The sequence below is a fragment of the Litorilituus sediminis genome (genome assembly GCF_004295665.1).
In the GTDB taxonomy this organism is placed as follows: Bacteria; Pseudomonadota; Gammaproteobacteria; order Enterobacterales; family Alteromonadaceae; genus Colwellia; species Colwellia sediminis.
In genome coordinates, this window is sequence record NZ_CP034759.1 from 1,986,041 (window position 1) to 2,004,705 (window position 18,665).

Consider the following 18,665-nt stretch of genomic DNA (forward strand, 5'->3'; position numbering starts at 1 on the left):
TCTTAATAGCATTAACTCTACCTAAGGACAGGTAATTAATCAAGCTTGTATATACAACTATTGCACCCGTGGTAAAACTGTGAGAATGTAGAATAAAACTGATAAAAAACCTAGCTATGAGTAATTCAGTGTCGACTAAAAATAACAAGCCAGCTAAATACACAGTGATTAAGCAATATATTTGTGAAAATATTGAATCAGGTAATTGGCCTCAACATTCAAAAGTCCCTTCAGAAAATGAACTAACCCAGAAATTTGACGTCAGCCGTATGACGGCAAGGCGAGCACTACAAGAGTTAACCGAGCAAGGAATTTTAGTTCGCTCTCAAGGCTCAGGTACTTTTGTCGCAACCTTTAAGTCACAATCATCATTACTTGAAATCCGTAATATTAGCGATGAAATTAGCGAACGTGGTCATAAACATCACGCCAAGCAATTAATGCTTAAATCTGTTGCGGTAACAGAAGAAATTGCCATTTTACTGAACCTAAAAAGCAGTGAGCACGCTTACTTTTCGCAAATTTTACATTTTGAAGATAATCAGCCTATTCAGTTAGAGCAACGTTACGTCAATGCTAAGCTAGTACCAGAGTATTTATTACAAACCTTTACTGAAATCACGCCACATGAATACTTATCTTCAGTTGCACCATTAACCGAAGCAACGCATGAAGTAGAAGCGGTATTAACATCAGCTGAAATATGTGACTTATTGAAAATAGAGACGAGTGCCCCTTGCCTACAAGTAAAGCGTAGAACTTGGTCAAAACAAGGTGTCGTTAGTGTGGCGATATTGACGTCACCAGGAAATAAATACCGACTCGGCAGTCATTTAAAATTCTAGCGTTATAGAGCCGCTGTAATATCGGTTGCGGTTTTTAGCGTTCTGATCTCTTGAAAAAGCGCTTCAGCCTGCGGGTATTGCAGTTTTAAATATTTCAGCCATTGCTTAATGCGGTTAGGATAGTATTTGCTTTTAGCGCCGTAAGTTTCATATTCAGTATATTTTGCCAATAATGCCCGAACGTCTTGCCAAGGCATAACAGCACTTTCTTGCTTAATGACCTTCGCTAAGTTTGGCATAGCCAATGCGCCTCTACCCACCATAATGTCAGCACATTGTGATACTTCACGGCATTTAAGCGCATCAGCCAAGCCCCAAATTTCACCGTTAGCAATAACAGGAATGGCAATTTCATCCTTAATTTTTGCTATCCACTGCCAGTGTGCAGGTGGCTTATAACCTTCCAATTTAGTACGGGCATGTACAGTTAACTCATTAGCTCCGGCACTTTCTACCGCCTGTGCATTTTCAATTGCCAATGATTTATCTTCATAGCCAAGTCGAATTTTAGCGCTAACAATCGCATCTTTAGGCACAGCTTGCTTAACAGCAGATATAATACGATACAGGTTGTCAGGATCTTTAAGCAAAATAGCGCCACCACGACTTTTGTTCACTGTTTTCGCCGGGCAGCCAAAATTAAGATCTATACCATTTGAACCAAGCTCAATTGCTTTTACCGCATTTTCAGCCAAATACTCTGGATGTTGCCCTAACAACTGAACTCGAACGGGCGTGCCAGAGCGCGTAGTGCAGCCATAGACACCCGCATGTTTTAATTCAGGGCATAAGCGATAAAAGCCTCTATCAGCAATAACCTGATCAACCACACGAACAAACTCGGTTACGCATAGGTCATAGCCGCCAACTTGAGTGAGTAAATCACGCATTAAATGATCAAGTACGCCTTCCATCGGCGCTAAAATTACACGCATTAGCTTTTAGCTCGTTCAGATAATTGAGAAAGTTTTGCAAAAAGCCAGCTTATTAAAATATAAAAAGCTAGTGCGCTAGCAGCGATAACAATGTGCAAGACAATCGGTTTAATTTGTAAATTTTCTTGCCAAAGAAATAATGAACCGCGCTGGGAAACATTAATAAAATCGAGCAAAGACACATGCAGCCAAAAAATAGCAAACAGCATCTTTTTCTGGTGGCGAGCAATGATATTAGCAAGGTAAGATTTCAACGAAGTGTCCGAGAGTTATAGCTATAGCAACTAAGCGCAGGATTACTATTATAACCAAGCTAACAAGTCAGGGTAAACAAATTGATAATTAAAATCGCGCCTTGCTTTATCTCCCAGCACAACTTTACTTGCTGCTATGTTTTCCGGGACTGCAAACTCCGGCACAGGTAAACCAATCGACTTAGCTGCTGTTTGGTAATACATTTGCTTGCTGGCATTAGTTTCACTAACACCGTTGTAAATGCCACCTAAATTTCCATGTTGCAGTATGGCTAAAAGCAGCCCAACAACATCGGCCTGATGAATCAAATTAACGTGAGCATGACCATCATGAAAGACATTGTTATTACTTTGTAGTTTCTTGCGTAAAAAATTGCCTGGGTGGCGCTCAGGCCCAACTAAGCCAGCCAACCTCATGACAACAGAGTTAGCACTAAAGCTAAGTACTTCTTGCTCTGCTTGCTGTAATATCGCCACTTTATCAGCGGTTAAATCTAATTGACTAGCTTCTGTCACTTCACCAACTAGGCCGTTATATACCGCAGATGAGCTTAATAAAATCAGTCGCTTAACTTTACCTTGAGCTTTTGCAGCCTGAACGAGCGCTTTAACCTTATCGGCATAATCTGTTCTGCCTTGCCTAAATAATGGTGTTATCGCAATCAAGAGCGTCTGTTGCGCAAACACCTTCTTATCTACAAGCTCTTCTTGTGAACAAGGTAAGTGTAACTGCTCAGCAGTTAAGCCTTTATCGATTAGCTTAGCAACATTATCAGCCCGACTACTGGTAACAACAACACTAAATTGCTGTTGTAGTAACTGCTCAGCCAATGGCTTACCAACCCAACCACAACCAACAATGCCCAAGCTATCACTTAAATTAGTACTATTTGCTTTCATTGCTTTTATTTACCTTGATTTGGTAGGCTTGTATTTGTTTGCTAATATCTTTTGCAATAGCATTAGGCAACATTACCGCTAAATTATATTGACTGATTTTCCAACCTTGAGCAGTTTTAACCAGCACACCAGAGCCTCGGCAAAGACCATAATTTTTGTTAAACAATAATTCATCAAAAAAGGCGATATTGTTCGCGGGAGTAAAGCTAATATTGCGCTCTTGAGCTACATACTCCCAGCCCTTACCTTGACTAAAATAAGGTAAAGCAAAGGCTTTAAACTCTGTTTTACTCCAACGTTCACTAGCATCGGTACCTAAAAAAATTGCATCGTCGGTTAATAGAGAGAAGTACTTTTCCCCTTCAGCCTTAGTTGCCGCTAAATGAAAGGATGTTAACGTATTTGTTATTGCCTCACGTTCCTGCTTAGCATCAAAGTCTGTTGCTAAGCAGCTAGTCGTTATTAAAAGTGTAAAGATGAGGATTAGTACTTTCATCAGGTATCCTTATTTTGATTTTGGTAGCACATAAAAAGTACCATTGAAGGTCGCCGCAACTTTATCACCACAAAAGAGCCTAGCGGTTAATGCCATCTTAGCTTTTTTGCCCTCAGCTAAAGTCTGCAAATCACCACTTACTTCTTCAAAATCAACTTCAGCATTCGCTATACCATGAATTGGCGCATGATATCGAATATCAGCATTTGCCAACACTATATCACCCGTTAACTTCTCTTGTGCCAGTTGCAAGTAAACCCAACCCCAGCCAGTTAATGTCGCCAAAGTGTATATGCTACCAGCGAACATAGTATTATGTAGATTCTTGTTAAATTCAGGGTCACAATGCGTGATAAGTTTAGCGCGATCATAATGGCTAATTTGAATATTCATAGCCTTGCTAACAGGAATGGTATCGTGCCAAGTCTGCTCAAGCTGAGTAACAAGTTCAGTGTCATCATTGACCTGAGCAACTAAGCTTTTTGTCATTTTTAAATGTTTGATTTCATCAAACAGGGTATGTGAATAGCCTTGCTCGCTATACCCTAAACCGAGATAAAATGGCAGCGCTGCTTCTCTAGCATTAAACACTAGCTCTTTTATACCTAATCTTATTGCTAGCTGCTCTAATGCTGTTAAAACTTGTTTACCTAAGCCTTTACCTTGAGCCTCAGGGCTAACAGCCATATAACGAATTTGCCCAGTAAATTGTCCCGTTCTTTCTAAGCGGCCAACGGCAAGTGCTTCACCATGACTATCTGTAATCATACGGTGAAAACTTTGCCCTTCTAGCTCATCTTGCTCTGAGCCTTTAGCCTGCTGCCAAGGCTTGCGCAACACTTGCCAGCGCAATTGATAGTACTTATCAAACTCTTCTGCATTTTTAGGTGATCTACAAGGGTACATTGGCTATTCTTACTCTTATCTCATTCTAATTACTACATGCCATGCAATTAGCAAAACATCTCGCCCAAGGGCACTTAGTGTATTTAAGCCAAGAGCATGATGCAATATCAGTATCAGAAAACGACCATTATCGTTGGCTTGCTTTTGGTGATGTAGTGCAAAGTGTTATGAACAAGCGCATTCCTTGGCAGCTTACTTTACCGCATCAAACCGCAATTTTATTACCGCTTTTATTTTTTCGCCCTGAGCATGTTACTGAATTAGGCCTTGGTGGCGGTAATCTAGATAGGTTTCTTTGCCATTTAGATGGCAACATCAAGGTCACCAGTGTCGAGTTTAATCAGCGGGTCATAGTTTGCTTTGAGCAATATTTTAATCCTGAAAAAATAACAATAGACACAGTTAACCAAGAAGGCATTAGCTGGTTATCACAATATGAGCAACTAACCAGTGATTGGCTAATCTGCGATATCTACAAAGACGAATATCAATCTTTTCAAAATACCATTGAGCAGCTGCAACACATATCGAGCAAAATTGCACAGCACACTTGCCTATCATTGAATTTACCTGATGCTAGTGATAGTGAAGTTAATATTGCCTTAACGGCATTACAGCAGTTATTACCAAACCATCAATTAGTTTATTTTCATATCCCAAATTACTTAAATATCATTATCCATTTATGCCCAGCACAGTGGAATATTCACAGTCTGGTTAAGCACAACAAAAAAAGCTATTTACCTAAAAGGTTATACAAACGTTGGCGAACGTTTTGGCAACATGGGGTAATGGTTTAATTTCGGGAAAAATCAATGCAAAAGGAATTGTAATTATGAGTAGAGATAACTTGCTCAAGGGGCGCTATTCAGCGGCCAATCAAGTCTATCACGTAACAAGTTGTACTAAAGGTCGAAAGCCACTATTTCTAGAATTTTCAATTGCCAGATTACTTATAGAAGAAATTACTTTGGCAAAGGCTGATGGCTATGTTGACAACCTTGCTTGGGTGCTAATGCCTGACCATTTACATTGGTTATTCACACTAAATGATAAGGCAGAGCTCTCTGTAATTTTAAAGCAAGTTAAAGCTCGGAGTAGTCAAAAAATAAATAGCTACCACGGGACTTCAGGAAGTATTTGGCAACGTGGCTTTTATGATCAAGCAATAAGACATGAAGAAGATATTATTAAAACAGCAAGATACATAGTTGCTAACCCATTAAGAGCACATATCGTTGATAACATAGGTTATTACCCTTTTTGGGATGCCAAATGGCTGTAGAGGCGAATTCATTCGCCTAAGATTATCATTTGGGCGAATAAATTCGCCCCTACGACACACAGCAAACATCAAGCATAAAAAAAGCCCCTATCAAAAGATAGAGGCTTTCTTGTAGCTATTCGCTAGCAGAGAAATTAAATTACTTTAGCTTTCTCTACAACGTCTACCAATGTCCAAGATTTAGACTTAGAAATTGGAGCACATTCACGAATTGTTACTACATCACCTTCGTTACATACGTTAGCTTCATCATGTGCTTTCAACTTAGTTGAACGCGTAATGAATTTACCGTACATAGGGTGCTTAACGCGACGCTCGATCATTACAGTGATAGACTTATCCATTTTGTCACTGATAACAACGCCTTGTAGTGTGCGGATTTTTGCTTCGCTCATTACTTACCTGCCTTTTCAGTTATGATAGTCTTAACACGCGCGATATTACGGCGTACTTGTCTTAGCAAGTGAGTTTGTGCTAATTGACCAGTGCTTGCTTGCATGCGGTAGTTAAACTGCTCGCGTAAAAGCTCTAATAATTCAGCATTTAACTCTTCAATGCTTTTTTCTTTAAGTTCGCTAGCTTTCATTACATTACCGTCCTAGTTACGAAAGTTGTTTTGAACGGAAGTTTAGCAGCAGCTAAAGCAAATGCTTCACGCGCTAATTCTTCTGAAACACCTTCCATTTCATAAAGAACACGACCAGGTAGAATTTGGCATACCCAATATTCTACAGAACCCTTACCTTTACCCATACGAACCTCTAAAGGCTTCTTAGTAATTGGCTTATCAGGGAATACACGTATCCAGATTTTACCTTGACGTTTAACATGACGAGTCATGGCACGACGAGCGGCTTCAATTTGGCGCGCAGTCATACGACCACGTTCAACCGATTTTAAGCCGTAAGTACCGAAGCTAACTGTGCTACCTGTGTGCGATAAGCCACGGTTGCGCAGTTTCATTTGCTTACGGAATTTAGTACGTTTTGGTTGTAACATTACTTATTCCTCTTACTTAGCTTTACGGTTGTTCTTTCTTTTAGGCTTAGCAGCTGGTTGCTCAGCTTGTAAAGGCATACCGCCAATAACTTCACCTTTAAAGATCCAAACTTTAATACCGATTGTACCGTAAGTTGTTTCGCCACGCGCAGTTGCGTAGTCGATGTCAGCACGTAATGTATGTAGAGGTACACGACCTTCACGATACCATTCTGAACGTGCGATATCAGCGCCGCCTAAACGACCGCTAACTTCAACTTTGATACCCTTAGCACCTAAACGCATAGCGTTTTGTACAGCACGCTTCATAGCGCGACGGAACATAACACGACGTTCTAATTGACTAGCGATGCTGTCTGCAACAAGCTGCGCATCCATTTCTGGCTTACGTACTTCAGCAATGTTGATTTGCGCAGGAACACCAGCAATTTTAGATACTGCTAAACGTAATTTCTCTACGTCTTCGCCTTTCTTACCGATAACAACACCTGGACGAGCCGTGTGAATTGTTACGCGGATAGACTTAGCTGGACGCTCAATTACAACTTTAGACAATGATGCTTTTTTAAGCTTCTCTTTTAAATATTCGCGAACCTTGTGATCGCCGTCTAAGTTGTTTGCGTAGTCTGCACTGCTTGCAAACCAAGTAGACGCGAAAGGTTTAGTGATACCTAAGCGAATACCGGTAGGATGTACTTTTTGACCCATACTAATATCTCCTAGCTATCAGACACAATCACAGTGATGTGACTTGTGCGCTTAATGATACGATCGGCACGGCCTTTCGCACGAGGTCTAATACGTTTCATTGTTGGACCATCGTCAACCATAATGGTTTTAACGAATAATTCATCAATGTCTGCACCTTCGTTATGCTCAGCGTTAGCAATTGCTGAATCAAGTACTTTCTTAACTAAAACAGCAGCTGATTTGTTGCTGTAAGTTAAGATTTCAAGTGCTTTCTCAACATGCTCGCCACGGATTTGATCCGCAACTAAACGTGCTTTTTGAGCAGAACCGCGGGCAAATTTATGTATAGCTTTAGCTTCCATTTAATTTCCCCTTACTTCTTAGCTTTCTTATCTACGACGTGGCCGCGATAAGTACGAGTTGGTGCAAATTCTCCTAATTTGTGACCGATCATTTCTTCGGTAACAAATACAGGAACGTGTTGACGGCCATTATGGACAGCTATGGTCAATCCGATCATGTTAGGGATGATCATTGAACGACGGGACCAAGTTTTAATTGGCTTTTTATTCCCGCTTTCCACCGCTTTCTCTACCTTCGTCAACAAGTGTAGGTCAATAAAAGGACCTTTCTTGAGGGAACGTGGCATGGTGATTCCTTAAATATTTAGTTAATTGGTACTAATTACTTAGTACGACGACGTACGATAAATTTATCTGTACGCTTGTTCTTACGAGTCTTGTAACCCTTAGTTGGTACACCCCAAGGTGATACCGGGTGACGACCGCCAGAAGTTTTACCTTCACCACCACCGTGTGGATGGTCAACCGGGTTCATAGCAACACCACGAACGGTTGGGCGAACACCGCGCCAGCGTGAAGCACCAGCTTTACCTAAAGAGCGAAGCATGTGTTCAGCGTTGCCGATTTCACCTAAAGTAGCACGACAATCGGCTTCAACTTTGCGCATTTCACCAGAGCGAAGACGTAAAGTTACATAAGCACCGTCTTTCGCAACTAATTGTGCGTAAGTACCAGCAGCACGTGCAATTTGCGCGCCCTTGCCTGGCTTAAGTTCGATTGCGTGAACAACACTACCTAATGGCGTGTTGCGAAGTGGCATTGTGTTACCTGCTTTGATAGGCGCATCTACACCAGACTGGATCGTATCACCAGCTTTTAAGCCTTTAGGGGCTAAGATGTAACGACGCTCACCGTCTGCGTATAATACTAACGCGATGTTAGCACTACGGTTTGGATCATATTCCAAACGCTCAACTTTTGCAGGGATACCATCTTTAGTACGTTTAAAGTCGATCATACGATAATGGTGCTTGTGACCACCACCAACGTGACGAACTGTAATACGACCAGTATTGTTACGACCACCAGACTTAGACTTAGTGTCAAGTAATGGAGCGTAAGGCTTACCTTTATGAAGGTCTTTGTTTACCACTTTAACTAGGTGACGACGACCCGGAGAAGTAGGTTTACATTTTACGATAGCCATTATTCTATCTCCTATTGCTCTGAGCCAACGAAGTCGATGTCGCTACCTTCAGCAAGAGTAACGTAAGCTTTCTTCCAGTCGCTACGACGACCAAAACGAGCACCAGTACGTTTTGTTTTACCCTTAACATTAAGTGTACGAACACCTTCAACAGAAACTTCAAAAAGCTTCTCTACAGCGGCTTTGATTTCAGCTTTAGTAGCAGTAGTAGCAACTTTGAAAACAACAGTGTTGTTAGCTTCAGCAGCCATAGTGCTCTTTTCAGAAATATTCGGTGCTAAAAGCACTTTTAACAAACGTTCTTCGCTTATCATGCTAAAATCCCCTCAATTTCTTTTACTGCATCAGCAGTGATTAAAACTTTTTCGAAACCTACTAAGCTTACTGGGTCGATTGCTGCAACGTCACGAACGTCAACTTTGTATAAGTTACGTGCAGATAAGAATAAGTTCTCATCAACTTCTTTCGTTACAATCAATACGTCTTTAAGCTCTAAACCTTTTAACTTAGCAACTAAGTCTTTAGTTTTAGGCGTTTCTACCGCAAATTCATTTACTACAACTAAACGCTCTTGACGTACTAGTTCAGAAAGGATGCTAGCAATAGCACCACGGTACATTTTACGGTTAACTTTTTGGCTGTGATCTTGAGGTTTAGCAGCGAAAGTTACGCCACCAGAACGCCAGATTGGACCACGAGTTGTACCAGCACGTGCACGGCCAGTACCTTTTTGACGCCATGGCTTCTTGCCACCGCCGCTAACTTCTGAGCGAGTCTTTTGAGCACGAGTACCTTGACGAGCACCAGCTGCGTATGCAACTACTACTTGGTGTACTAAAGCTTCATTAAACTCACGTCCAAAAGTTGCTTCAGAAACTTCAAGAGCGCCTGATGCGTCTTTTAATGATAATTCCATCACAAATCTCCTGGACTAGGCTTTAACAGCTGGTTTGATGATTACGTTGCCATTGATAGCACCCGGAACTGCACCTTTGATAAGAAGCAAGTTACGTTCTGCATCAACGCGAACCAATTCAAGGTTTTGCGTAGTAACTTTCGCAGCACCCATGTGACCAGACATTTTTTTGCCTTTGAAAACACGACCTGGTGTTTGACACTGACCGATCGAACCGTTTGAACGGTGAGAGATCGAGTTACCGTGAGTAGCGTCTTGCATGCTGAAGTTCCAGCGCTTGATACCACCTTGGAAACCTTTACCTTTTGAGGTGCCAGTTACGTCAACTAATTTAGTGTCATTGAATAACTCAACAGTGATTTCACTGCCAGCTTCAAGACCTTCACCTTCATTTTCGTTTAAACGGAATTCCCACAAGCCACGGCCTGCTTCGATACCTGCTTTCGCGAAATGTCCCGCAGCTGGTTTGTTAACACGGCTTGCTTTACGAACACCCGTAGTAACTTGTAGTGCTGAATAACCATCGTTGTCTACAGTTTTAACCTGAGCAACACGGTTCGCTTCAACTTCTAGAACTGTAACAGGAGTAGAAACACCATCTTCAGTGAAGATGCGAGTCATACCCACTTTACGTCCAACTAGACCTATAGTCATTGTTAAAACCCCCTATTAACCCAAGCTGATTTGAACGTCAACACCAGCTGCAAGATCTAAACGCATTAAAGCGTCTACAGTCTTTTCAGTTGGTTCAACGATATCAATCATGCGTTTGTGAGTACGAATTTCGTACTGATCTCGCGCATCTTTGTTAACGTGTGGAGAAATCAAAACTGTAAAACGTTCTTTGCGAGTAGGAAGTGGAATAGGACCACGAACCTGTGCGCCAGTACGCTTTGCAGTATCAACGATTTCTGCTGTAGATTGATCAATCAAACGATGATCGAACGCTTTCAAACGAATGCGAATTCTTTGATTTGTCATGAAACAAATCCCCTTTAAAAAGAACAAAAAAATACATCCCTCTGCTTCCTTATGTGCCGGAAGGGGGTGTATTACTATAAAAACATTCAACTCAAGATTAGAGTTGCTGTAAATTAAACAAAGCCTTTTGCCTTGTTTAATCTTGTTAAAATCTTAAAGACTTTTAACAAGTCGCGCTTAGTCAAGCCAAACGTGAGCGCGTATTATACATAAATGAAAGATGAACACAAGCATTAGTTTACTTTCTCTACAATTAAGAATAGCCGCAGATTAAATTGAAGTTTGCCTTCCTCAAATTAAACCGCCAAAACATAAATACTTAATACTCATGTAATCCTCTAAACCATATTTAGAACCTTCTCGGCCATAACCTGATTGCTTTACACCACCAAATGGTGCGGCAGCATTTGAGATAATGCCCTCATTAATACCTAGCATGCCAAAATCAAGCGCCTTGGCAACACGAAAAACTCGCTTTAAATTCTCAGTATAAAAATAACCAGCCAGCCCATAATCAGTATCATTGGCTTGTTTAATCACTGTTGCTTCATCATGAAAGGAAATTATCGACACCACAGGGCCAAACACCTCTTGTTGTGCTATCGACATCTCATTAGTGACCTGGGTGAGCACATGTGGTTGCACAAAGCTAGTTTCACTGACATTAACCACTAACTCACTTTCACCTTTATAGTGAAGCTGGGCACCATCAGCAACGGCTTGCTCAATTAAACTATCAACTTTGGCTTTTGCCTTAGGATCAATTAACGGGCCTAAGTTTACCCCTGCACTCAAACCATTACCGATTTTAAGCACTTTAATTGCCGCAATGAGTTTATTGGTAAACTCAGTCTCTATGCTTTCATGAACAAAAAAGCGATTGGCACAAACGCAGGTTTGTCCGGCATTTCTAAATTTTGCTGCAATAGCCCCTTTAACTGCGGCATCTATATCGGCATCGTCAAAAACTATAAAGGGTGCATTACCACCTAACTCTAACGATAGCTTCTTAACCGAATCAGCACTTTGTTTGGCGAGTAATTTACCAACGGCTGTTGAGCCAGTAAAACTCACTTTGGCGACATCTTTATGCTGACTCAGTACTTTGCCCATAGCAGGTGCATCTAAACCAATCACAACATTAAACACTCCAGCGGGAATGCCCGCTTGCTCAGCAAGCTCTGCTAATGCTAACGCAGATAAAGGCGTTAGCTCTGACGGCCTAACCACAAAAGTACAGCCTGCCGCTAAAGCCGCAGCTGCTTTTCTGGCAATCATAGCATTGGGAAAATTCCATGGCGTTATCGCGGTAACCACACCAACCCCTTGCTTAACTACGCTTATATGCTTATCAGATGAAGGAGCAGGAATTACATCGCCATATGCTCTTTTACCTTCCTCGCTAAACCACTCTATATAAGAGGCACCGTAGGCAATTTCACCCGCAGCTTCTGTCAAAGGCTTACCTTGCTCTGATGTTAGCAATATCGCTAAATCATTTTGATGCTGCATTATTAGTTCATACCAACGCTTTAATAAAGTAGCGCGTTCATTAGCTGAAAGCCCTTGCCACTTTGGTAGTGCTTGTACAGCTGCTGCAATGGCTTTTTCAACCAACTCAACACCAGCATCAGCCACTTTAGTGATCACTTCATCGGTCGCAGGATTAAGCACAGCAAATTGCTCAGGGCTTGCCTGCCATTGACCATTAATATAGCTTGTCGTTTTCAAAAGCGACGGCTGAGATAACTTTTGCATTAACTTTTGCATTAACTTTTGCATTAAAGTGCAACCTTATTAGATCATTTCTCACTAACATAAGACCTGTTAGCGTTTTTTGCTATTTTCAATACCTATATATAAGCAGAAATAAACAAATCTTCGGGTAATTTTACCTAATCTGACATTTTATTTGTCAATCGTCTACCGATCTTCTTCAACTAATGCTATACTCGCGCGCAAATTTTCAACAGTTCTGCTTGAGACCTTACCTATATAAAGGAAAGGAAAAGCAGAATAGACACTAACTAAATAGAGTAAACTAATGGCAGATTTATCAAAATACAGAAATATTGGTATTTTCGCTCACGTTGATGCGGGTAAAACCACAACAACTGAACGTATCCTTAAGCTAACAGGTATGATCCACAAGATTGGTGAAGTACATGATGGTGAGTCAACAACTGACTTCATGGAACAAGAAGCTGAGCGTGGTATTACTATCCAGTCTGCTGCTGTAACATGTGAGTGGAAAAAACACCGTTTTAACGTAATTGACACCCCGGGTCACGTTGACTTTACAGTAGAAGTTTACCGTTCTCTTAAAGTACTTGACGGTGGTATTGGTGTATTCTGTGGCAGCGGTGGTGTTGAGCCGCAATCAGAAACTAACTGGCGCTACGCTAACGAATCAAAAGTTGCTCGTTTAATCTTCGTAAACAAGCTTGACCGTTTAGGTGCTAACTTCTACCGCGTTAAAGACCAAGTAGAAAACGTACTAGGTGCGCGTTCATTAGTTATGACTTTACCAATTGGTGAAGAAGATAACTTCGTAGGTGTTGTCGACGTATTATCTCAAAAAGCTTACGTTTGGGATGATTCAGGTCAACCAGAAAACTATGAAGTTCAAGATATTCCAGCTGACATGGTAGACGACGCTGCTGCTTACCGTGAAGAAATGATCGAAACAGCTTTAGAAGCTGATGAAGATCTATTAATGGAATACTTAGAAGGTGAATTAGAGCCTACAGAAGAGCAAATCAAAGCATGTATCCGTAAAGGTACTAACGAATTAATGTTCTTCCCTACATACTGTGGTTCAGCTTTCAAAAACAAAGGTATGCAACTTCTTCTTGACGCTGTTGTTGACTACTTACCTTCGCCAACTGAAGTTCCACCTCAACCGTTAACTGACGAAGAAGGTGAACCTACTGGTGAATTCGCCATCGTTGATGCTGAAGAGCCGTTCCGTGCATTAGCATTCAAAATTATGGATGACCGTTTCGGTGCTCTTACTTTCGTACGTATCTACTCAGGTCGTCTTAAGAAAGGTGACACAGTACTTAACTCATTCACAGGTAAGACTGAGCGTATCGGCCGTATGGTTGAGATGCAAGCTGAAGACCGTACAGAACTTTCAGAAGCACAAGCTGGTGACATCTTAGCTATCGTTGGTATGAAGAACGTTCAAACTGGTCACACTTTATGTGATGTTAAACAACCTTGTACGCTTGAAGCTATGGTATTCCCTGAGCCAGTAATCTCAATCGCTGTTTCTCCAAAAGAGAAAGGTGGTGCTGAGAAGATGGGTATCGCTATCGGTAAGATGGTTGCAGAAGATCCTACGTTCCAAGTTGAAACTGACGAAGATTCAGGTGAAACCATCCTTAAAGGTATGGGTGAACTTCACTTAGATATCAAAGTAGACATCCTTAAGCGTACTTACGGTGTTGAATTAGAAGTTGGTAAGCCACAAGTTGCCTACCGTGAAACTATCACGCAAGCAATCGAAGATTCTTACACGCATAAGAAACAATCTGGTGGTTCTGGTCAATTCGGTAAGATCGACTACCGCATCAAGCCAGGCGAGCCAAACTCAGGCTTCAAGTTCTCTTCAACAGTTGTTGGTGGTAACGTTCCTAAAGAATTCTTCCCTGCAATCGAAAAAGGTTTCGCAGGTATGATGGAAGAAGGCCCAGTTGCTGGTTTCCCTGTATTAGACGTTGAAATTGAATTATTCGACGGTGGCTTCCACGCGGTTGACTCATCAGCTGTTGCATTCGAAATCGCTGCTAAAGGCGCTTTCCGTCAATCAATGCCTAAAGCTGGCGCTCAATTATTAGAGCCAGTGATGAAAGTTGACGTGTTCACGCCAGAAGATCACGTTGGTGACGTAATCGGTGACCTTAACCGTCGTCGTGGTATGATCAAAGACCAAGAAGCTGGTACTACTGGTGTTCGCATCAAAGCTGACGTACCTCTTTCAGAAATGTTTGGTTACATCGGTCACTTACGTACAATCACTTCAGGTCGTGGTCAATTCTCTATGGAATTCAGCCACTACTCAGCTGCACCTCAAAACGTAGCTGAAGAAGTAATCGCTGAAGTTAAAGCACGTAAAGAAGCTAAGTAATTTAGTATTACATTAGTTTTCTAAACTGATTTGAAAGCCTCGTCTTTTCCTATGGAAAGTCGGGGCTTTTTTGTATCTGCCGATTTTTATATTGGTAGAGCGAACAAATGGAATTCAGCCAGTTCACATCCAGCAGCAGCTCAAAGGTCGCTGAAGAAGTAATCGCTGAAGTTAAGGCAGGTGTTGATAAGAAGTAATTTACTTAACCCTCTATTGAAAACCCCGCATATGCGAGGTTTTTTATTGTCTAATAGCAAGTAAAGGAACTTATAAGAGAAACTTATCAATCAAGGTTTACAACAATACGTCCTTGAACATTACCTTCTATTAGCTGCGCTGCAGTATCTATGACTTGAGATAAGCTTATTTCTTTCGACACCTGCTCAAAAGTATCTGAGTCCAAAATGCTAGCCAGTCGTTGCCATGCTTCTTCCCTATCAGCAATTGGCCGCATAACACTATCAATACCGGCTAAAGTGATACCACGTAAAATAAAAGGCGCCACTGTGGCAGGTAAGTCCATACCTTGAGCTAAACCACAAGCAGCTACTATACCGCCATATTGAGTGCTAGCACATGCATTCACTAATGTATGACTACCGACAGAATCGATAACGCCAGCCCATCTCTCTTTAGCTAAAGGTCGTCCCGGCTCAGAAAGTAAATTACGATCTATGACTTCACTAGCGCCTAGTGTTTTTAGATAAGAAGATTCTTCAACTCGACCTGTTGAAGCAACAACACAATAGCCAAGCTTTGCTAAAATAGCGATAGCATAACTGCCAACACCGCCATTAGCACCGGTTACTAAAATTTCTCCAGATTCTGGCGTAACACCATGTTTTTCAAGCGCCATCACACATAACATTGCAGTATAGCCAGCGGTACCAATGGCCATCGCCTGTTTTGCAGATATTCCTTTTGGCAGAGGAATTAACCAGTCACTATTTAATTTTGCCTTTTGAGCAAGTCCGCCACAATGAACCTCGCCAACACCAAAGCCATTAAGTAGAACTTCATCACCCGCTTTAAATTTTCCTGATTGACAACTTTCAACTTTACCTACCAGATCTATTCCAGGGATCATAGGAAACTTCCTGACAACCGGAGACTTACCCGTTATTGCTAATGCATCTTTGTAGTTAACTGTGCTGTAAGACACGCTTATAACAGTGTCACCATCCATCAAAAAGCTATCATCTAACTCTTTCACTGCTGCACGATAGCCTTGCTCGTCTTTTTCTATCAGTATGCCTTTGAACATGTTTCCTCCCAATATAGACCGATCGTCTAGTGGTTATTAAAATTTTTTACTTTGGTAAACCTTGAATAAAAAATGCCAAGTAGTTATCTAGTGGCTGAACACTTTCTTCCAGCTTTGCTCGGCTAACGGCGCCTTCCCAACCTGTCCAGAAAAACTCTGCAATAGCATCACAGTCAGCCTCTTTTGCAAGCTCACCTTGTAATTGCGCCTCTTTAAGACAAGTCGCGACACGACTTTGCCAATTGGCGAAAATATCAAGTAACTTTTCTCTAAAGCTATGCGGTAATAGACCAACTTCTTGTCCTAGATTTCCAACCAAGCAACCTCGTGTAAAGTTGTGTCTAGTCATGCCCTGCTTTGCATCTTCAACAAAGTTGTTAATGCGCTGTAAAGGGGGACAAGACGTATCAAGTAAGCAAGCATCTAATTTCTTTTCGAAATAGTTTGCGTAACTTGTTAATACCGCATGACCAAACGCTTCTTTACTGGAAAAGTAAAAATAAAAAGAGCCTTTAGGTACGCCTACTTTCTTAAGGATTTTATCTATCCCTGATGAGGCGAAACCATTTTCCGTTAAATGTTCAAGGCCACTGCGAAGCAACTCTGCTTTGGTATCTCTGCTCTTTGCAGCAGCTTTTGGTGGTCTACCTCTTCGAGGTTTAGTAATTGGTGTTGTCATATTTATATAATAGACCGATCGTCTAGTTAAATGCTATTAGCAAAAAGTCTAATACCAACAGTTCAACGTTACAGTGTGCTTTACGCGTTTTTGAAAGGCACTAAGGCTAGGGAAATGCTAAAATGGGGATGAGTCAGCTGCCAACACAAACTAATGCTTCTTTAATTGGAAAGCCGCTTTATCTTGCGCTAATTGCTCAATGATATGGTTAGGTATTGGTGTAGACTGTCCGTGTTGTTGCCAGCCATTGTTGTTTGCTAATTCTGCAACGTTATTTATCCGCGCCGATACTTCTGGGTGACTTCGAAACCAACTGATAGTATCAAGCGTAGCTTGCTCACTTTCAGCGAGTAAAATAGCAAATAATTCATGTGCGCCCTGTAAATGCTGATAATAACGCTGACTAACAGCGATTGCTTCATCATCCGCCGCTTGCTCTTGAGAGCGGCTAAAGCCTAAAAAGGCTAACTGGCTGGTATTACTGAGTAAGCCAGTAACATCAGTATTGCTTTGACCACTCACAACCGCCATTAACAAAGCAATTGATACCCCTTTGCTGAGCGCTTTTACTGGATGCCTAAGCTTAACGTGGGCAATTTCATGGGCAAGCAAAGCCACTAAAGCATTTTCACTGGGGAGTTTTTCTAGCAAACCGCGAAAGATAAAAATATGGCCGCCTAAAGTCGCCATGCCATTAATGGTTTCATTATCAACATAATGCAGCGTAAGCTGAATGTCTTCATTTAACGACATTAAAGGGGCAATTTCGTCTGCTAAACCTTGCAGGTATTGAGAAACTTCAGCTGATCCTTTGCCATATTCATCAACATACTCTTGCACAAAAGGCTCAGCCATAGCGCTTTCATATGAGAACGGAATAAACTTGCTGCTCCAATCAAGTAAGCTGCCAAGCAAAAATACGATCAGTAATATCACAGCAAGCACACCACTACCCAGCAGTAAAAACTCCTTGATAGGGTTGCTTTGGCTGTAATTAATACCTTCTGGTACTTTTGCTGGCGTAAACTTCATCTAATGCCTATATCGTTTAAGTAGCGTTACTGGTTAACACGCAATACCGCAGTACCATATGCGAGCACTTCAACCGCGCCAATATTGCCTGAGGCGGATTTTGAAATGGACGAGGTTTCTAACTTAATATTATAGATACGCTCTGCATTAAGCTTTTTTGCCTCTTCTTTCATCCGTAATATTGCTTCACGGCGCGCTCTATCTAATAAGGTTTCATAGGATGTCACCCGACCACCAAAAATGGTTCTAAGCGCGGCAAGAAAACGCTTAAAATAATCTACTGAAATGACCACACTACCGGTAACTAACATGCCCGGCTTAGTTGAATCATCTTGTGTAGGGCTTTTTACAGATACCGCAACCAAGCCTTGATGCTGTTCTTCTCTGGCAATAATGGATTTAAAGTGCGACTTTTCAGCATGACGACCAAATATATAACCAAGAAATAACAGCAGTAAGGTAATTGCAATTTCTAGTTGAAACTGTGCCATAGTCTCTTACCTCAATCTAACTGCACTACCATAAGCAAACAATTCCGCCGCACCTTGGGTTACTGATGAGGTTGAAAAGCGCACATTGACCACAGCATTGGCGCCTATAGCTCGAGCTTGCTCTTTCATACGTTCTACGGCTTCTTCACGTGCTTCTTGCAATAACTCAGTGTAGCCAACTAACTCACCACCAAAGATATTTTTAATGCCGGCCATTAAGTCACGACCAACATGCTTACTTCGAACCGTACTGCCTTGCACTAAACCAAAATGTTCGGTGATTTCTTTTCCTGGGATGATCTCTAAATTACTCACTAACATATAAATGTTCCTTTACTTCCTGTTTAACTG

General features: G+C 41.4%; 26 protein-coding genes. 4 read left to right on the top strand and 22 right to left on the bottom strand.

Annotated features, from left to right (window positions below; genetic code table 11):
- Window positions 1-116: 116 nt before the first annotated feature.
- Window positions 117-845 (top strand): histidine utilization transcriptional repressor HutC, encoded by a 729-nt coding sequence (gene hutC, locus EMK97_RS08780; protein WP_130601330.1) that lies wholly within the window; start codon window positions 117-119, stop codon window positions 843-845.
- A 2-nt stretch (window positions 846-847) separates the two neighbouring features.
- On the opposite strand, the gene EMK97_RS08785 is transcribed toward hutC, so the two are convergent.
- From EMK97_RS08785 to EMK97_RS08805, 5 genes are all read right to left on the bottom strand, one after another.
- Complete coding sequence (locus tag EMK97_RS08785; protein WP_130601332.1) at window positions 848-1,780, bottom strand: tRNA-dihydrouridine synthase; 933 nt, start codon at window positions 1,778-1,780, stop codon at window positions 848-850.
- Entirely contained in the window at window positions 1,780-1,989 is a 210-nt protein-coding gene (locus EMK97_RS08790; protein WP_130601334.1) for a hypothetical protein, read from the bottom strand. The genes EMK97_RS08785 and EMK97_RS08790 overlap by 1 nt, the downstream gene beginning before the upstream one ends.
- Window positions 1,990-2,082: 93 nt before the next feature.
- Window positions 2,083-2,934, bottom strand: a complete 852-nt coding sequence (locus EMK97_RS08795) for an NAD-dependent epimerase/dehydratase family protein (protein WP_130601336.1) — start codon at window positions 2,932-2,934, stop codon at window positions 2,083-2,085.
- Complete coding sequence (locus EMK97_RS08800) at window positions 2,921-3,430, bottom strand: nuclear transport factor 2 family protein (RefSeq protein WP_130601338.1); 510 nt, start codon at window positions 3,428-3,430, stop codon at window positions 2,921-2,923. Before EMK97_RS08800 ends, EMK97_RS08795 begins: the two co-directional genes overlap by 14 nt.
- A 9-nt stretch (window positions 3,431-3,439) precedes the next feature.
- Window positions 3,440-4,336 carry a bifunctional GNAT family N-acetyltransferase/hotdog fold thioesterase gene (locus EMK97_RS08805; RefSeq protein ID WP_130601340.1) on the bottom strand — a complete coding sequence of 299 codons (897 nt, stop codon included), beginning with the start codon at window positions 4,334-4,336 and terminating at the stop codon, window positions 3,440-3,442.
- Between the two features lie 41 nt (window positions 4,337-4,377).
- Between EMK97_RS08805 and EMK97_RS08810 the strand changes: the two genes are divergently transcribed.
- Entirely contained in the window at window positions 4,378-5,136 is a 759-nt protein-coding gene (locus EMK97_RS08810; protein WP_130601342.1) for a hypothetical protein, read from the top strand.
- A 35-nt stretch (window positions 5,137-5,171) separates the two neighbouring features.
- Window positions 5,172-5,621 carry an REP-associated tyrosine transposase gene (locus EMK97_RS08815; protein ID WP_130601344.1) on the top strand — a complete coding sequence of 150 codons (450 nt, stop codon included), beginning with the start codon at window positions 5,172-5,174 and terminating at the stop codon, window positions 5,619-5,621.
- A gap of 134 nt (window positions 5,622-5,755) precedes the next feature.
- On the opposite strand, the gene rpsQ is transcribed toward EMK97_RS08815, so the two are convergent.
- The 12 genes from rpsQ to EMK97_RS08875 form a co-directional block, all read right to left on the bottom strand.
- The gene (gene rpsQ, locus EMK97_RS08820; RefSeq protein WP_130601346.1) at window positions 5,756-6,016 is read right to left on the bottom strand and encodes a 30S ribosomal protein S17; all 261 of its coding nucleotides are present in this window, start codon (window positions 6,014-6,016) and stop codon (window positions 5,756-5,758) included.
- Entirely contained in the window at window positions 6,016-6,207 is a 192-nt protein-coding gene (rpmC, locus tag EMK97_RS08825; protein ID WP_130601348.1) for a 50S ribosomal protein L29, read from the bottom strand. Before rpmC ends, rpsQ begins: the two co-directional genes overlap by 1 nt.
- Window positions 6,207-6,620, bottom strand: a complete 414-nt coding sequence (gene rplP, locus EMK97_RS08830; protein ID WP_130601350.1) for a 50S ribosomal protein L16 — start codon at window positions 6,618-6,620, stop codon at window positions 6,207-6,209. The genes rpmC and rplP overlap by 1 nt, the downstream gene beginning before the upstream one ends.
- 12 nt (window positions 6,621-6,632) lie before the next feature.
- The gene (rpsC, locus tag EMK97_RS08835) at window positions 6,633-7,328 is read right to left on the bottom strand and encodes a 30S ribosomal protein S3 (protein WP_130601352.1); all 696 of its coding nucleotides are present in this window, start codon (window positions 7,326-7,328) and stop codon (window positions 6,633-6,635) included.
- Window positions 7,329-7,339: 11 nt separating this feature from the next.
- Window positions 7,340-7,672, bottom strand: a complete 333-nt coding sequence (gene rplV / locus EMK97_RS08840; protein WP_130601354.1) for a 50S ribosomal protein L22 — start codon at window positions 7,670-7,672, stop codon at window positions 7,340-7,342.
- A gap of 11 nt (window positions 7,673-7,683) precedes the next feature.
- Complete coding sequence (gene rpsS, locus EMK97_RS08845; protein WP_118958503.1) at window positions 7,684-7,959, bottom strand: 30S ribosomal protein S19; 276 nt, start codon at window positions 7,957-7,959, stop codon at window positions 7,684-7,686.
- A 35-nt stretch (window positions 7,960-7,994) separates the two neighbouring features.
- Window positions 7,995-8,819, bottom strand: a complete 825-nt coding sequence (gene rplB, locus EMK97_RS08850) for a 50S ribosomal protein L2 (RefSeq protein WP_130601356.1) — start codon at window positions 8,817-8,819, stop codon at window positions 7,995-7,997.
- Window positions 8,820-8,830: 11 nt separating this feature from the next.
- A complete protein-coding gene (gene rplW / locus EMK97_RS08855) occupies window positions 8,831-9,133 on the bottom strand; it encodes a 50S ribosomal protein L23 (RefSeq protein ID WP_130601358.1) in 303 nt (100 codons plus the stop codon).
- Window positions 9,130-9,735: a 50S ribosomal protein L4 gene (gene rplD, locus EMK97_RS08860; RefSeq protein WP_130601360.1), complete on the bottom strand. Its 606-nt coding sequence runs from the start codon at window positions 9,733-9,735 to the stop codon at window positions 9,130-9,132. The genes rplW and rplD overlap by 4 nt, the downstream gene beginning before the upstream one ends.
- 15 nt (window positions 9,736-9,750) lie before the next feature.
- The gene (gene rplC, locus EMK97_RS08865) at window positions 9,751-10,389 is read right to left on the bottom strand and encodes a 50S ribosomal protein L3 (protein WP_130601362.1); all 639 of its coding nucleotides are present in this window, start codon (window positions 10,387-10,389) and stop codon (window positions 9,751-9,753) included.
- Window positions 10,390-10,404: 15 nt separating this feature from the next.
- Window positions 10,405-10,716: a 30S ribosomal protein S10 gene (gene rpsJ, locus EMK97_RS08870; RefSeq protein ID WP_130601364.1), complete on the bottom strand. Its 312-nt coding sequence runs from the start codon at window positions 10,714-10,716 to the stop codon at window positions 10,405-10,407.
- A gap of 291 nt (window positions 10,717-11,007) precedes the next feature.
- A complete protein-coding gene (locus tag EMK97_RS08875) occupies window positions 11,008-12,474 on the bottom strand; it encodes an NAD-dependent succinate-semialdehyde dehydrogenase (RefSeq protein WP_130604435.1) in 1,467 nt (488 codons plus the stop codon).
- Between the two features lie 286 nt (window positions 12,475-12,760).
- On the opposite strand from EMK97_RS08875, the gene fusA reads away from it, so the two are divergent.
- Window positions 12,761-14,848: an elongation factor G gene (gene fusA, locus EMK97_RS08880; RefSeq protein WP_130601366.1), complete on the top strand. Its 2,088-nt coding sequence runs from the start codon at window positions 12,761-12,763 to the stop codon at window positions 14,846-14,848.
- A 283-nt stretch (window positions 14,849-15,131) separates the two neighbouring features.
- Here fusA and acuI read toward each other — a convergent pair whose 3' ends face one another.
- The 5 genes from acuI to EMK97_RS08905 form a co-directional block, all read right to left on the bottom strand.
- Window positions 15,132-16,112, bottom strand: coding sequence for an acrylyl-CoA reductase (NADPH) (gene acuI, locus EMK97_RS08885; protein WP_130601368.1), 981 nt, complete (start codon window positions 16,110-16,112; stop codon window positions 15,132-15,134).
- A gap of 46 nt (window positions 16,113-16,158) precedes the next feature.
- Complete coding sequence (gene acuR, locus EMK97_RS08890) at window positions 16,159-16,791, bottom strand: acrylate utilization transcriptional regulator AcuR (protein ID WP_130601370.1); 633 nt, start codon at window positions 16,789-16,791, stop codon at window positions 16,159-16,161.
- A gap of 150 nt (window positions 16,792-16,941) precedes the next feature.
- Window positions 16,942-17,823: a M48 family metallopeptidase gene (locus EMK97_RS08895; protein ID WP_130601372.1), complete on the bottom strand. Its 882-nt coding sequence runs from the start codon at window positions 17,821-17,823 to the stop codon at window positions 16,942-16,944.
- 26 nt (window positions 17,824-17,849) lie between these two features.
- The gene (locus EMK97_RS08900) at window positions 17,850-18,314 is read right to left on the bottom strand and encodes a YbjQ family protein (protein ID WP_130601374.1); all 465 of its coding nucleotides are present in this window, start codon (window positions 18,312-18,314) and stop codon (window positions 17,850-17,852) included.
- A gap of 6 nt (window positions 18,315-18,320) precedes the next feature.
- Complete coding sequence (locus tag EMK97_RS08905; RefSeq protein WP_130601376.1) at window positions 18,321-18,635, bottom strand: YbjQ family protein; 315 nt, start codon at window positions 18,633-18,635, stop codon at window positions 18,321-18,323.
- Window positions 18,636-18,665: the final 30 nt, after the last annotated feature.